Genomic DNA, 14,678 nt, shown 5'->3' with positions numbered 1-14,678 from the left:
ACCGCCCAGGTCTGACGGTCGAGCCGCAGACCTCCGCCGCGAACGTACGACCAGAGCCAGAACGCCCCGCCGTCGACGACGGCGGGGCGTTCTGCGTGCTGACGGGGCTCGAGCGGAGCCGCCCGCGCCGGTCAGACGCGGGTGCCGGCGTCCCCCGGGCCCGTCGGGTCGGCCTGGCCGCGGTTGCCGTCGGCCGAGATCGCCGCGTCGGGACGGTGGGCGGCGCCGTGGTTGTCGTAGTAGCCGGCGTCCTTGGCTCGCTGGTAGGAGCGGCGGATCTCCTCCTCCGCCTCCTCGCGGCCGGTCCAGTGCGCGCCCTCGACGGACTTGCCCGGCTCGAGGTCCTTGTAGACCTCGAAGAAGTGCTGGATCTCCAGGCGGTGGAACTCCGAGACGTCGTCGATCTCGGTGCGCCACGAGGCGCGCTGGTCGCCGACCGGCACGCACAGCACCTTGTCGTCGCCGCCGGCCTCGTCGCGCATGCGGAACATCCCCAGCGCGCGGCAGCGGATCAGGCAGCCCGGGAACGTCGGCTCCTCGAGCAGCACGAGCGCGTCCAGGGGGTCCCCGTCCTCGCCGAGGGTCTCCTCGATGAAGCCGTAGTCGTCGGGGTAGCGCGTGGAGGTGAACAGCATCCGGTCCAGCCGGATCCGGCCCGTCTCGTGGTCAACCTCGTACTTGTTGCGGTTCCCCTTCGGGATCTCGATCGTGACGTCGAACTCCACGGCTTCCCTTCCGCCCGCCCGGCGTGCCCGGCGGGGCTTCCTCCGCGCGCCCGGCACGGGGCTGCCGGCGCTCCTGGCCACTAGTGTGGCGTACCGGAAGGTGTGGTCGCGCACAGGGGCCACCGGTGACGACGGGGGAGACGTGGGACGAGCGCGCCGCACGAGCGTGACGGTCGCCGTGCTCGCCGTCGCCCTGGGCGCCTACGGCACCGCCGACGCCGCCGACCGCGTGCCCGGGATCCTGACCACCGACCCCGTCCCCGCCGAGGCGCAGCCCTTCCCCGACGTCGAGGTGCCCGGCGGCGAGCTCACCGCCCCGGTGCCCCCGGGCCCGGACGAGTCGGCCCCGGCGCCCACCGCCGCCGCCCTCGAGAGGCTCACGACGGCCCTCGAGGAGGACCACCGCCGGACGGGCTCCTTCGGTCTCGTCGTGGCCGACGGGATCACCGGTGAGGTGCTGGTCGACCACGACGGCGGCACCCCGCGGCTGCCCGCCTCCTCGCTGAAGGTCCTCACCGCGGCAGCCGCCCTCGACGCCCTCGGGCCCGGCCGGACGCTGACCACCTCGGTCGTGCGCGCGGCGCCGGACCGCGTCGTGCTGGTCGGCGGCGGGGACATCCTCCTCGCGGCCGGCGAGGGCGACCCGTCCGCCGTTCTCGGGCACGCCGGCCTCGCCGACCTCGCGGCGGCGACGGCGGAGGCGCTGACGGAGGAGGGCGTCACCACCGTCGAGCTCGCCGTCGACGACACGCTCTTCACCGGGCCCGCGCACCACGCCGACTGGGACGACGTCGACCGCACCTTCGTCATGCCGATCCAGCCGCTGGCCGTCGAGGCGGGGCGGGAGGGCCGCGCCTACGCGGCCGACCCCGCTCTCGACGCTGGTCAGGCGTTCGCCGCGGCGCTCGCGGACCACGGCGTCCAGGTCGCCGGGTCGGTCGGCCGGGCCGCGGCCAACGCCGACGCCGAGCCCCTCGCCCAGGTGGAGTCCGCGCCGGTCAGCGCCGTCGTCCGACACATGCTCAAGGCCTCGGACAACTCCGTCGCGGAGGCGCTCGCCCGCCTGGTCGCGCTCGAGCGGGGGCAGGAGCCGGACTTCCCCGGCGGCACCTCGGCGGTGCGCAAGCAGCTCGCGGACCTCGGCGTGGACGTGAGCCGCGTGACGATGGCCGACTCCTCCGGCCTGAGCACGGGCAGCACCGTGCCGCCGTCGGTCCTGGTCGACGTCCTGCGGCTGGCGTCCGAGCCGTCGTCCACCACCCTGCACGGGCTGGTGGCGGCCCTGCCGGTCGGCGGCCTGGACGGCACGCTGTCGGACCGGCTGACCGGCGACGCCGCCGGGCGCGTGCGTGCCAAGACCGGCACCCTTCTGCGCGCCGTGTCACTGACCGGCTCCGTGGTCACGGAGGACGGCCGGCCGTTGCTCTTCTCGCTGCTCACCTCCGACCTCGAGGTCGGCACCGCGCACCAGGCCCGCCTCGCCGTCGACTCCTGGGCGTCCGCGGTCGCGGCGTGCGGCTGCAGCTGAACGATTACCGTGGGCCCCATGAGCAGCTCCGTCGACTGGCAGGTGGCCGTGCGCCGCGCCGGGAACCTCTCCCGGCCCGGCCCGAGCGGCACGCGCGCCGAGCTGCGCGCCCTCATCCAGGTGCTGCGCGCCGCCGCCGCCGAGGCTCCCGAGCACGTCGCCGAGATCACCGGGCTGCACGGGCCCGCCGCCCAGGTCGCCACCACCACCCCCGTGTACGTGGTGGACCGCCCCCGCTGGGCGCAGGCGAACGTCGAGATGTTCGCCCACCTCACCGACGGGCTCCTCCCCGCCGCCAAGCTGCCCGGCTCCGCTCGCATGGCGGGGGAGGAGATGGGCGTCATGCTGGCCCTGCTCTCCCCGAAGGTCCTCGGCCAGTTCGACCCCTTCACCCCCGCCGACGGCGGACCCGGCCGGCTCCTGCTCGTCGCCCCGAACGTGCTCAAGGTGGAGCGCGAGCTCAACCTCGACGCGATGGACTTCCGCCTCTGGGTGTGCCTGCACGAGCAGACCCACGCGGTGCAGTTCGCCGCCGCCCCGTGGCTCGTCGACCACCTCTCGGGCCGCATGCGCGGGCTCGTGGGCGGCGTCTCCTCCACCACGGACGGGCCCGAGCGGCTCGCCCGGGCGGCCCGCGCCGTCGTCGAGGCCCTGGCCTCGGGCGTCGTGGGCGGCCCTCCCGGCCCGACCTCCGACCTCGGCGGGCCGCTGGTCGACGCCTTCCTCGACGAGGACGAGCGGGCCGCGATGGCCGAGATCGTCGCGGTCATGAGCCTGCTGGAGGGGCACGCGGACGTCGTCATGGACGCCGTCGGCCCGGCCCGGCTGCCCTCGGTGCGCCGCATCCGCGCCGCCTTCGAGAAGCGCCGGGACGGCACCTCCACCCTCGACGTGCTGCTGCGGCGCCTGCTCGGGATGGACGCCAAGGTCGCCCAGTACCGCAACGGCGCCCGGTTCGTCCGGGCGGTCGTCGAGCAGGTCGGGCACGAGGGGCTCAACGCGGTGTGGACCGCGCCGGAGCTGCTGCCCACGGCCGCCGAGGTCGCCGACCCGGTGACCTGGGTGCGCCGCGTCCACGGCTGACCCGGTGGCCGGACCGCACCCCGACGTCGCCGCCGCCCGCCGCGCCGTCCGCGCCGCGCTGGCCGACCTGCCGCCCGGCGCCCGCGTCCTGGTCGCCTGCTCCGGCGGCGCCGACTCCCTCGCGCTCGCCGCCGCCACCGCCTTCGTCGCGCCCCGCGAGCGCCTGCTCTCCGGCGCCGTCGTCGTCGACCACCGCCTCCAGGCGGGGTCCGGCGAGGTCGCCGCGCGGGCGGCCGACCAGTGCCGCGCGCTCGGCCTGGACCCGATCACCGTCCGGGAGGTCGACGTCGACGGCGGAGCCCGCGGCGCCGGGGCGGGCGGGCCCGAGGCGGCGGCCCGCGCCGCCCGGTACGCCGCGCTCGACGAGGCCGCGCGGGAGGCTGGCGCGTCCGCGGTCCTGCTCGGGCACACCCTCGACGACCAGGCCGAGACGGTGCTCCTCGCGCTCGCACGCGGGTCCGGCGCGCGATCGCTGGCCGGGATGCCCGCGGCCCGGGGGCTGTGGCGGCGGCCGTTCCTCGGGCTGCGCCGCACCCAGACCGAGCAGGTCTGCGGCGCCGTCGGGCTGGAGTTCGTCCGCGACCCCGCCAACACCGTGGCCGGGCCCTGGCGGGCGGCCGACGGCACGCCGCTGCGCCGCGCCGCGGTGCGCGAACGCGCGCTGCCCGCCCTCGCCGAGGCGCTGGGCCCGGGCGTGGTCGAGGCGCTCGGCCGCACGGCGCACCAGCTCGCCCGGGACGCCGACCTCCTCGAGGCGCTCGCGCAGGAGCTGCTCGACCGTGCGAGCGCCGCCGCCGGCGAGCCCGGCCTCACGCTCGACGCCGCCGGCCTCGCCGAGGCGCACGCCGCGCTGCGCACCCGGGCGCTGCACGCGGCCGCGCTCCGCGCCGGCGCCACGCCGGGCGCCCTGGCCGCGGTGCACGTCGAGGCGCTCGACGCGCTCGTCACCCGCTACCACGGCCAGGGCCCGGTCCCGCTGCCCGGGCCGGTCGTCGCCCGCCGCCGGTGTGGCAGGCTAACGCTGGCGCCGGCGGGCCCGGCCGGCCGGCCAGAGACGTGAGCAGCGAGGAGAGCCGAGTGGACGTGCAGGACATGGGGCAGGACCTGGAGAAGGTGCTGCTGAGCAAGGAGCAGATCGACACGCGGCTGACGGAGATGGCCGCCGAGATCGACGCCGACTACGCGGGCCGCGAGCTCCTCCTCGTCGGCGTGCTGCGCGGCGCGGTGATGGTCATGGCCGACCTCTCCCGCAAGATCCACCTGCCGATCCAGATGGACTGGATGGCCGTCTCCTCCTACGGCTCGGGCACCAAGTCCTCGGGCGTGGTGCGCATCCTCAAGGACCTCGACACCGACCTGCACGGGCGCGACGTCCTGATCGTCGAGGACATCATCGACTCCGGGCTGACCCTCTCCTGGCTGCTGGCCAACCTCCGCTCCCGGGGCCCGGCCTCTGTGGAGATCGCCACCCTCCTGCGCAAGCCGGAGGCCGCGAAGGTCGCCGTCGACGTGCGCTACGTCGGCTTCGACATCGCGCCGGAGTTCGTCGTCGGCTACGGCCTGGACTACGCCGAGCGCTACCGCCACCTGCCGTTCGTCGGCACCCTCGCCCCGCACGTCTACGGCGGCTGAGCCGCCGCACGACGGCGGCTGAACCGCGGCGCCGGCCGCCGTACAGCCCTGCGCGAACATCGGGGCCGCTCTCAGCCGACGGTCAGGTTTGTCGTATACCGTCGGGGAAACCGCGCGCGACCAGGAGGGACCTGGGCCTAGCCCACACTCGATGAACGCCAAGAATCTGCTGCGGGGTCCACTGGTGTGGATCCTGATCATGCTCGTGCTCATCTCCCTGGGCTGGTCACTCCTGGGGCAGTCCGGCACCCAGCGCATCGACACCTCGCAGGGTCTCGAGCTGCTCAAGGGGGACACGGTCGAGCAGGCCGAGATCACCGAGGGCACCCAGCGGGTGCGCCTGACCCTGTCCGAGCCCTTCGAGGCCGACGACGGCGAGGGCGGCACCGTGGACAAGGGCACGACGGTGGAGTTCTTCTACGTCCAGCCCCAGGGCGAGCAGGTCGTGAAGGCCGTCGAGGACGCCGACCCCGAGAAGGGGTACAACTCGGTCGTCCCGACGACGTCCATCTGGACGTCGCTGCTGACCTTCATGCTGCCGATGGTCATCATCTTCATCGTCTTCTGGTGGCTGCTCTCCCGGGCGCAGGGCGGCGCGGGCGGCATGATGAAGTTCGGCAAGTCCAAGGCCCGGATGGTCAGCAAGGAGAACCCACAGGTCACCTTCGCCGACGTCGCCGGCGAGGACGAGGCCGTCGAGGAGCTCCAGGAGATCAAGGAGTTCCTCGCCGAGCCGGAGAAGTTCCAGGCCGTCGGGGCGAAGATCCCCAAGGGCGTCCTGCTCTACGGCCCGCCCGGCACCGGCAAGACCCTGATCGCGCGCGCCGTCGCCGGCGAGGCGGGCGTGCCGTTCTTCTCGATCTCGGGCTCCGAGTTCGTCGAGATGTTCGTCGGCGTCGGCGCCTCCCGCGTGCGCGACCTGTTCGAGCAGGCCAAGTCCAACGCGCCGGCCATCATCTTCGTCGACGAGATCGACGCCGTCGGGCGCCACCGCGGCACCGGCATGGGCGGCGGGCACGACGAGCGCGAGCAGACGCTCAACCAGCTCCTCGTGGAGATGGACGGCTTCGACGTCAACACCAACGTCATCCTCATCGCCGCGACCAACCGGCCCGACGTCCTCGACCCCGCGCTGCTGCGCCCGGGCCGCTTCGACCGGCAGGTCGCCGTCGAGGCCCCGGACCTGCACGGTCGGTCCGCGATCCTCAAGGTGCACGCCCAGGGCAAGCCGATGGCGCCCGGCGTCGACCTCGACATGGTCGCCAAGCGCACCCCCGGCTTCACCGGCGCCGACCTGGCGAACGTCCTCAACGAGGCGGCGCTGCTCACCGCCCGCTCCAACGCCCAGCTCATCGACGACCGCGCGCTCGACGAGGCGATCGACCGGGTCATCGCCGGCCCGCAGAAGCGCACGCGGGTGATGAACGAGAAGGAGCTCAAGGTCACCGCGTACCACGAGGGCGGGCACGCCCTCGCCGCGGCGGCGCTGCGCTACACCGACCCGGTGACGAAGGTGACGATCCTGCCGCGCGGCCGCGCCCTCGGCTACACGATGGTCATGCCCACCGAGGACAAGTACTCGACCTCGCGCAACGAGCTGCTCGACCAGCTCGCCTACGCGATGGGCGGGCGCGTGGCCGAGGAGATCGTCTTCCACGACCCGACCACCGGCGCCTCCAACGACATCGAGAAGGCCACCGCCATCGCCCGCAAGATGGTCGTCGAGTACGGCATGAGCGCGCGCGTCGGCGCCATCAAGCTCGGGCAGACCCAGGGTGAGCCGTTCCTGGGCCGCGACCTCGGCCACCAGCGCGACTACTCCGAGGACGTCGCCCGGATCGTCGACGAGGAGGTGCGCCGGCTCATCGAGGCCGCGCACGACGAGGCGTGGGAGATCCTCAACACCTACCGCGACGTCCTGGACCACCTCGTCCTGGAGCTCCTCGAGCGCGAGACCCTCAACGAGGCCGAGCTCGCCCGGGTGTTCGCGCCGGTGACCAAGCGCCCCGCGCGGCCCGTGTGGCTCTCCTCCGAGGACCGCTACGTCAGCGACCGGCCTCCCGTGCTCACCGCGGCCGAGCGGGCCCGCGGCGAGCACATGCTCCCCGAGGACCAGATCGCGGCGGCGGGGGAGACCCGCCTCGGCGAGGGTGGCCCGGGCATCGGCCAGGTTCCCGACGGCGGAACGGTCGGCGGTCCCGCCGAGGGGCTCTGACCGTGGCCGGCGAGGGACCCGTCGCCGCCGAGCCGGCGTCGTTCGAGGCGGGGTCGTCCGAGGGTGCCATCGCGGGCTCGCCCGCCGAGGCCGACGGGATGGCCTCCGACTCCGCGCCGCTGCGCTACGAGCACACCCCGCGGCCCTACGACGCCGAGGGTGTCCGCCGGGCCGTGCGGGACCTGCTCACCGCCGTCGGGGAGGACCCCGACCGGGAGGGGCTGGTCGGCACCCCCGACCGGCTGGCGCGGTCGTTCGCCGAGATCTTCGCCGGCCTCGCCGAGGACCCGGCCGACCATCTCGACGCGGTCTTCGACATCGGGCACGAGGAGATGGTCCTCGTGCGCGACATCCCGCTGTACTCGATGTGCGAGCACCACCTGCTGCCCTTCCACGGCGTCGCCCACGTCGGCTACATCCCCGCCGAGAACGGGCGCGTGACCGGGCTGAGCAAGCTCGCCCGCCTCGTCGAGGGCTACGCCCGGCGCCCGCAGGTCCAGGAGCGGCTCACCTCCCAGGTCGCCGACGCCCTTGTCGAGCGGCTCGCGCCCCGCGGGGTGATCGTCGTGGTCGAGGCCGAGCACCTGTGCATGTCCATGCGCGGCGTCCGCAAGCCCGGCTCCCGGACGATCACTTCCGCCGTGCGCGGGCAGATGCGGCGCGCCGCCACCCGCGCCGAGGCCATGAGCCTGCTGGTGAACCGGCACTGACCGGCCCGGCGGATAGCCTGGTGCGATGAGCGAGCGATCGGTCCGGCGTGCGGCCCGCGGCCCGGAGCCCCTGCCCCAGGCACTGCGCGACCCCGGGCGGACCCTGGTGATGGGCGTCGTCAACGTCACGCCCGACTCCTTCTCCGACGGCGGCCAGTGGTTCGACACGGACGTCGCCATCGCCCACGCCCGGCACCTGCTCGCCCAGGGGGCGGACATCGTCGACGTCGGGGGCGAGTCCACCCGGCCCGGTGCCGCCCATGTCTCCCCGGAGCAGGAGCTCGCCCGGGTCCTGCCCGTCGTGGAGACCCTCGCCCGCGAGGGGGCGGTGGTCAGCGTGGACACCGTCAACGCCTCGACCGCGGAGGCGGTCACCCAGGCCGGCGCCCTGATCGTCAACGACGTCTCGGGCGGCCTGTTCGACCCGGAGATGACCGCGACCGTCGCCCGCAGCGGGGCGGTCTACGTCCTCCAGCACTGGCGCGGCACCCCGGAGACGATGAACGACCTCGCCGTGTACGGCGACGTCGTCGCCGAGGTGCGGGCCGAGCTGGCGGAGCGCCTCGAGGAGGCGGTCGCCGCCGGCGTGCGCGAGGAGCAGGTGGTGCTCGACCCGGGCCTCGGTTTCGCCAAGGACCCCGGGCACAACTGGACCCTGCTGTCCCACCTCGACGCCCTCCTCGACCTGGGACGCCCGCTCCTGGTGGGGGCGTCCCGCAAGCGGTTCCTCTCCGGCGTCGTCGCGCCGCGCGTGGCGCAGGAGCCGCTGGCCCGCGACGCGGCCACCGCGGCGGTGAGCGCGCTGTCCGCCGCGGCCGGCGCCTGGGCCGTGCGGGTCCACGAGGTGACCGGCAGCCTGGACGCGGTCCGGGTGGCCGCCGAGTGGCGGGAGCACTCGTGAGCGACCTCGCCGGCCCGGTCCTCGACGACGCCGGGCGCGAGCTCGACCGCATCCGCCTGCTCGGCCTGCGGGCGCGCGGGCACCACGGGGTCTACGAGCACGAGCGCCGGGACGGGCAGGACTTCGCCGCCGACGTCGTGCTGCACCTCGACACCCGCGCCGCCGGGTCCGCCGACGACCTGGCGCGCACGGTCAGCTACGCGGACGTCGCCGAGGACGTGGTCGCCGTCCTGACGGGCGAGCCGGTCGACCTCGTCGAGACCCTGGCCGGGCGGATCGCCGACGCCGTGCTCGCCCGGGAGGGGGTACGGGCGGTCGACGTCACCGTCCACAAGCCGCAGGCCCCGCTCAGCGTGCCCTTCGACGACGTCCAGGTTTCGGTCCGCCGCCGTGCCAACGAGCCCTCACGCGCTGGTGAGCCCTCACGCGCGCACGGCGCGGGCGAGCCCTCACGCGCGAACGAGATCGAGGACATGGTCGCCGGGACGACCATGTCCTCGATCTCGTCGCCGTCCGGTGAGGTGGCGCCGGGTTCGGCAGGGACAGACGAGGCCACGCAGGCCGACGACGTGCTTCGTCGCCGGCCCGCGGCGCCGGTTCCGGTCGTCCTCGCGCTCGGGGCCAACCTCGGCGACGCCGTCGCCACTCTCCGCCTCGCCGTCGCCGATCTCGCCCACGCGGACGGGGTCGCCGTCACGACCGTCTCGCCCCTCGCACGCACCGCCCCCGTGCTCGCCCCCGGTCAGGCGCCCCAGCCCGACTACCTCAACGCCGTCGTGCTCGGCACGACCACGCTCGCGCCGGTCGAGCTCCTCGCGCTCGCACACCGGGTCGAGGACGCCCACGGGCGCGAGCGGACGGAGCGCTGGGGCGCGCGCACCCTCGACGTGGACGTCGTCACTGTCGGCGACGTCGTCAGCGACGACGCGGACCTGACCCTGCCCCACCCGCGCGCCCACGAGCGCGCGTTCGTCCTCGCGCCGTGGGCCCGCGCCGACCCGACCGCCGTCCTGCCCGGCCCGCACGGTGGTGCGGTGGCCGACCTGGCCGCCCGCGCCCGCGACCGGGACACGCTGAGCTGGGCGGGCGAGGACTGGCTCGTGCACGAACCGCGCCCGGCCGCCCCGGGGGCGACGTGGTGAGGCGGACCTCCTGGCAGAGCCTCGTGCTGCTCGCGCTCGGCGGCGGCCTCATCTCGTTCCTCGTGCTCGAGGGTGTCGAGGCGCGCGGTCTCCTGCCCGTCCCGGTCCCCGCCGTCACCGCCGCCGGACCGGCGCTGCTCGCCGTCGTCCTGCTCGTCCTCGGGCGGGGCGTCCGGCGCCTGGTCAACCAGGAACGCACCTCGATGACGCCGCTGGGGGCCGCGCGCGTCGTGCTGCTGGCGAAGGCGAGCTCGCTGGTCGGCTCGGTGCTCGTCGGCTACTTCGGCGCGCAGGTCCTCGTGGCGCTGGACAACCTCTCCGCGCCGCTGCCGCGCGAGCAGGCGGTCGCCGCGGGTCTGGCACTCCTCGCCTGCCTCGCCCTGGTGGGGGTGGCGCTGTTGGTCGAGTGGTGGTGCCGGGTGCCCCCCGACGACGACGAGGACCCCACCACCGGGGCGAACCACGGCGCCTCCGCCGCCTGACGGCGAAGGTTTCACCCCGAAGGATGATGGACGTCTCCGCGATCTCTGCCACGCTGGGTCCGTGACCGAGGAGATGCCCGCGGACAGCGGCGTGACCAGGGCCGACGGCGTCCGTGGCGGCGGTGCGCGGAGCCCGTTCGAGCCCGCCGGGATCGTGTTCACGCCCGTGTCGCAGGGGCTGGTGACCGCGCGTGTGGTGACGCTGATCGCTCTCGCGGTGCTGCCCCTGGCGGGGTCGGTCGTGGCGGGTGTCCTGGTGGGGGGATGGGCCTGGGCGGCGCCGGTCGTGATGCTCGCGGTGCTCGCCTGGCTGCTGTGGCTGATCCCGAGGCAGGTCCGTGCGCTCGGCTACGCGGAGGCCGCCGACGACCTGCTCGTCCGCAAGGGGATCCTGTTCCGGTCCCTCACGGTGGTGCCGTACGGGCGCATGCAGTTCGTCGACGTCAACGCCGGCCCGCTCGACCGTCGGTGCGGGGTCGCCGAGGTCAGGCTGCACACCGCGGCGGCGCAGACCGACGCCACGATCCCCGGCCTGCCCCCTGAGGAGGCCGCCCGGCTGCGCGACCGGCTGACCGCGCGCGGTGAGGCCCGGCTGGCGGGGCTGTGACCCACGACGTTCATGCCTCGGACCCGGCCGGCACGACCAGCTCGACCGGCCCGGCCGGCGCTGCCGGCCCGACCGGCACTGTCGGCCCGACCGGCACTGTCGGCCCGACCGGCATGACCGGTTCGGACGGCGCAGCTGGCCCGGAGAGTGCAGCGGGCCGGGAGGGCGCGGTCGTCTGGCGTCGCGTCCACAAGGTCACCCCGATCCTGAACGCCTGGAAGGTTGTCGCGGCCGTCGTCGCCGCCTTCGTCTGGCAGATCTCGGACCAGCTCGGCAACGTCCCCGACGTGTGGGCGTCCGTGGACCGGTACCGCACCACCGTGGTGCTCGCGGTGGTCGGGTTCCTCGTGCTCGTCGCCCTCCTCGCCGGGCTGTACTCGATGCTCGCGTGGCGCCGGATGCGGTTCGCCGTCTCGAGCGAGTCGGTCGACCTGCACACCGGGATCCTCTTCCGTCAGCAGCGCCACGCCCGTCTCGTCCGGGTGCAGGCCGTCGACGTCGTCCAGCCGTTGCTGGGCCGCCTCTTCGGGCTCGCCCAGGTGCGCGTCGAGACGGCCGGCGGCAGCGAGTCCAACGTCGTGATCGGCTACCTGCGCGAGTCCGAGGCGCAGGACCTGCGCAACGAGGTCATGGCGCGGGCGGCCGGCGTCGACGTCCCCGTGGCCGGCCCCGTGACGGCCGACGGCGCCGCCCCGCCGGCCGTGGCCGCGGCACCCGAGCGCGAGGTGCTCCAGGTACCGCCCGGCCGGCTCGTCGCGGCCCTGGCGCTCTCCGGGAGCCTCGCCCTCTTCGTCCTGGTGATGGCCGGCCTGGTGGTCGCGGCCGTGATCACCGGCAGCATCGCGCCGATCTTCGGTGCGGTGCCCGCGCTGCTCGGCTGGGGCGGGTACCTGTGGAACCGGTTCGCCGGCGAGTTCGGCTTCCGGGCGGCGCTCTCGCCCGACGGCATCCGCCTGCGTCACGGGCTGCTCGAGACCCGGACCCAGACCCTCCCGCCCGGCCGAGTACAGGCGGTGCGGCTGTCGCAGGCCTGGCTGTGGCGGCGCTTCGACTGGTGGCGGCTCGAGGTCAACGTCGCGGGCTACGGCACGGACGCCTCGGGCCAGGGAGCGGTGGAGACCGTCCTGCTGCCCGTCGGCCCGCGCGGGGACGCGCTGACCGCCCTGTGGCTGGTGCTGCCGGACCTCGGCGTGGACGACCCGCGCGAGCTGCTCGACGCCGCCCTGGAGGGTTCCGGCGAGCACGCGGGCTTCCGCACGAGTCCGCGCCGGGCCCGCTGGCTCGACCCGATCACCTGGCGGCGCAACGGTCTGCGCATCACCCGCACGGCGCTCCTCATGCGCAGCGGCCGTCTCACCCGCTCGCTCGCCGTCGTCCCGCACGAGCGCACGCAGTCCCTCGCCGTGCGGCAAGGTCCGCTGGAGCGGCGGCTGGGCCTGGCCGACCTGCACGCCCACTCCGTGCCCGGGCCGGTCATCCCGGTCGCGTTCCACCTCGACGAGGGCCTGGCCCTCGCGGTGCTGACGGAGCAGGCCGAGCGCGCCCGCACGGCACGGGCGGCCGAGGGGCCGGAGGAGTGGATGCGGCGGGTGGAGGTGCCCACGGGGCGGGCCCCGGCCACGGAGCGGGCCCCGGCCACGGAGGTGCCCACGGAGCAGGCTCCGGCCACGGAGACGCCCGGGCCCCTGGGATGATGGGCCGGTGAGCTTCCCACCCACCGATCCCGCAGGCCCCGGCGCGCGCCCCGGACGACTCGGCGTCGGCGTCGTCGGCGCCGGCCGTGTCGGCGCCGTGCTGGCCAGCGCCCTGCGCGGCGTGGGGCACGCCGTCGTCGGCGCCACCGCCGTCTCCGCAGAGAGCCGCGACCGCGTGGACGCCCTGCTGCCCGGCGTGCCCGTGCTCGGGATCGAGGAGGTCGTCGAGCGGGCCGAGCTCGTCCTCCTCACCGTCCCCGACGACGTCCTCGCCGAGCTCGTCCGCGGCCTGGCCGACCTGGGCCGCTGGCAGCCCGGCCAGCTCGTGGTCCACACCTCCGGGCGCTACGGCACCGAGGTGCTCGCGCCTGCACGGGCGGCCGGGGCCATCACGCTGGCGATCCACCCGGCCATGACGTTCACCGGGACCAGCCTGGACATCTCCCGGCTGACCGGTTGCCCGTTCGCCGTGACCGCCGCGGCGCCGGTGCTGCCGATCGCGCAGGCGCTCGTCGTCGAGATCGGCGGCGAGCCCGTGGTCCTCGCCGAGGAGGACCGCCCCGTCTACCACGCGGCCCTCGCCCACGGCGCCAACCACCTCGTCACCCTCGTCGCGCAGGCCGAGCGCACCCTCGCCGCGGCGGGCCTGACCGAGCCCGGCGCCTACCTGGCGCCGCTGCTCTCCGCCGCGCTCGACGGGGCGGTCCGCAGCGGCGAGCAGAGCCTGACCGGGCCGGTCGTCCGGGGGGACGCCGGCACGGTGGAGGCCCACCTCGCCGCCCTCGGCGGGCTCGGGGAGGAGCTCACCGACGTCGTCGACACCTACCGGCACCTCGCCCGCGCCACCACGCGCCGGGCCCTGACCACCGGACGCCTCGCCGAGGCCCCGGCCGCCCGGCTGCTCGACGTGCTCGCGGCCGGTGACTCGGAGTCCGGCCCGGGCGGGCCTGCCGCGGCAGCGTCGGCGGCGGGCGCCGGGGCGGGGCCGCGGACGACGGCGGAGCCCGGGACGACGGCGAGTGCGGGGACGACGGCGGAGGCCCGGCCGCCGGCCGCCGGGGCACCGGCCGTCGGCGCACCGGCAACGCCCCTCGAGCCCGTCGTCGTGCGCAGCCGGACCGAGCTGCGCGCGGCGCTCGCGGCGCTGCCCGGCACCCGGGCCCTGGTGATGACGATGGGTGCCCTGCACGACGGGCACCTGGCGCTGGTTCGCGAGGCCCGCGCGCGGGCCTCGCACGTGGTGGTCTCGATCTACGTCAACCCCCTGCAGTTCGGACCCGGTGAGGACTTCGAGGCGTACCCGCGCGACCTGGACGCCGACGTCGCGCTGCTCGCCCGCGAGGGCGTCGACCTCGTTCTCGCGCCCTCCGACGAGGAGGCCTACCCCGCCGAGCCGCTGGTGCGGATCGACCCCGGACCCGTCGCAGGCGTGCTTGAGGGCCGCACCCGTCCCGGGCACTTCGCCGGCGTGCTGCAGATCGTCGCCAAGGTCCTGAACCTCGTGCGCCCGGACGTCGCGGTCTTCGGCGAGAAGGACGCCCAGCAGCTCGCGCTCGTGCGCACCCTCGTGCGCGACCTGGACCTCGGGGTCGAGATCGTCGGCGTGCCGATCCGGCGGGAGGAGGACGGCCTGGCCATGTCCAGCCGCAACGCCTACCTCTCGGCCCAGGAGCGCCGTCGCGCCCTCGCCCTCTCCCGCGCGCTCGCCGCGGGCCGGGACGCCGGCGCGGCGGGCGGCGGTGCGGCCGACGTGCTGCGGGCCGCCGAGGCGGTGCTCGGCTCGGCGGAGGGCGTGGAGGTGGACTACCTTGCTCTTGTCGATCCGGACACCTTCCTCCCGCTGGACGAGGGCGCCGTGGGCGCCGGCCTGCTGGCCGTGGCCGCCCGGGTGGGGACCACCCGGCTCATCGACAACATGACCGTCGACCTGCGAGGACCCCGACCGTGACCACGCCCCGC

Annotated in this window: 12 protein-coding genes and 1 pseudogene; 12 read left to right on the top strand and 1 reads right to left on the bottom strand. The window is 75.5% G+C overall.

Annotated elements, in window-relative coordinates; all coding sequences use genetic code 11:
* Positions 1-230: 230 nt before the first annotated feature.
* Positions 231-725: pseudogene (locus ABD774_RS08060) on the bottom strand (inorganic diphosphatase); the annotation flags it as partial.
* A 142-nt stretch (positions 726-867) separates the two neighbouring features.
* Between ABD774_RS08060 and dacB the strand changes: the two are divergent.
* From dacB to panC, 12 genes are all read left to right on the top strand, one after another.
* Positions 868-2,253, top strand: coding sequence for a D-alanyl-D-alanine carboxypeptidase/D-alanyl-D-alanine endopeptidase (gene dacB, locus ABD774_RS08055; protein WP_345039625.1), 1,386 nt, complete (start codon positions 868-870; stop codon positions 2,251-2,253).
* An 18-nt stretch (positions 2,254-2,271) separates the two neighbouring features.
* Complete coding sequence (locus ABD774_RS08050; protein ID WP_345039623.1) at positions 2,272-3,336, top strand: zinc-dependent metalloprotease; 1,065 nt, start codon at positions 2,272-2,274, stop codon at positions 3,334-3,336.
* Between the two features lie 4 nt (positions 3,337-3,340).
* Entirely contained in the window at positions 3,341-4,396 is a 1,056-nt protein-coding gene (tilS, locus tag ABD774_RS08045) for a tRNA lysidine(34) synthetase TilS (protein WP_345039621.1), read from the top strand.
* 17 nt (positions 4,397-4,413) lie between these two features.
* Complete coding sequence (gene hpt / locus ABD774_RS08040; RefSeq protein WP_345039618.1) at positions 4,414-4,968, top strand: hypoxanthine phosphoribosyltransferase; 555 nt, start codon at positions 4,414-4,416, stop codon at positions 4,966-4,968.
* Positions 4,969-5,119: 151 nt separating this feature from the next.
* Positions 5,120-7,183, top strand: a complete 2,064-nt coding sequence (gene ftsH, locus ABD774_RS08035) for an ATP-dependent zinc metalloprotease FtsH (protein ID WP_345039616.1) — start codon at positions 5,120-5,122, stop codon at positions 7,181-7,183.
* Between the two features lie 98 nt (positions 7,184-7,281).
* Positions 7,282-7,893, top strand: coding sequence for a GTP cyclohydrolase I FolE (folE, locus tag ABD774_RS08030; protein WP_345039778.1), 612 nt, complete (start codon positions 7,282-7,284; stop codon positions 7,891-7,893).
* A 25-nt stretch (positions 7,894-7,918) separates the two neighbouring features.
* Entirely contained in the window at positions 7,919-8,794 is an 876-nt protein-coding gene (folP, locus tag ABD774_RS08025) for a dihydropteroate synthase (RefSeq protein ID WP_345039614.1), read from the top strand.
* Positions 8,791-9,936, top strand: a complete 1,146-nt coding sequence (gene folK, locus ABD774_RS08020) for a 2-amino-4-hydroxy-6-hydroxymethyldihydropteridine diphosphokinase (RefSeq protein WP_345039613.1) — start codon at positions 8,791-8,793, stop codon at positions 9,934-9,936. The genes folP and folK overlap by 4 nt, the downstream gene beginning before the upstream one ends.
* On the top strand, positions 9,933-10,418 hold the full coding sequence (locus tag ABD774_RS08015) for a DUF3180 domain-containing protein (protein ID WP_345039610.1): 486 nt from the start codon (positions 9,933-9,935) through the stop codon (positions 10,416-10,418). Before folK ends, ABD774_RS08015 begins: the two co-directional genes overlap by 4 nt.
* A 61-nt stretch (positions 10,419-10,479) precedes the next feature.
* Positions 10,480-11,025: a PH domain-containing protein gene (locus tag ABD774_RS08010; RefSeq protein WP_345039608.1), complete on the top strand. Its 546-nt coding sequence runs from the start codon at positions 10,480-10,482 to the stop codon at positions 11,023-11,025.
* 113 nt (positions 11,026-11,138) lie between these two features.
* A complete protein-coding gene (locus ABD774_RS08005; protein ID WP_345039606.1) occupies positions 11,139-12,719 on the top strand; it encodes a PH domain-containing protein in 1,581 nt (526 codons plus the stop codon).
* A gap of 7 nt (positions 12,720-12,726) precedes the next feature.
* A complete protein-coding gene (panC, locus tag ABD774_RS21675; RefSeq protein ID WP_425554509.1) occupies positions 12,727-14,667 on the top strand; it encodes a pantoate--beta-alanine ligase in 1,941 nt (646 codons plus the stop codon).
* Positions 14,668-14,678: the final 11 nt, after the last annotated feature.

Source organism: Georgenia daeguensis (assembly GCF_039537705.1).
In the GTDB taxonomy this organism is placed as follows: domain Bacteria; phylum Actinomycetota; class Actinomycetes; order Actinomycetales; family Actinomycetaceae; genus Georgenia; species Georgenia daeguensis.
This window is presented reverse-complemented; position numbering and strand designations above follow the sequence as displayed.

What these genes read in the sequence shown, in the direction of transcription:
- ABD774_RS08050 (WP_345039623.1), top strand. Translation starts at nt 2,272, where the DNA reads ATGAGCAGCTCCGTCGACTGGCAGGTGGCCGTGCGCCGCGCCGGGAAC.
- ftsH (WP_345039616.1), top strand. Translation starts at nt 5,120, where the DNA reads ATGAACGCCAAGAATCTGCTGCGGGGTCCACTGGTGTGGATCCTGATC.
- folE (WP_345039778.1), top strand. Translation starts at nt 7,282, where the DNA reads ATGGCCTCCGACTCCGCGCCGCTGCGCTACGAGCACACCCCGCGGCCC.
- folP (WP_345039614.1), top strand. Translation starts at nt 7,919, where the DNA reads ATGAGCGAGCGATCGGTCCGGCGTGCGGCCCGCGGCCCGGAGCCCCTG.
- ABD774_RS08005 (WP_345039606.1), top strand. Translation starts at nt 11,139, where the DNA reads ATGACCGGTTCGGACGGCGCAGCTGGCCCGGAGAGTGCAGCGGGCCGG.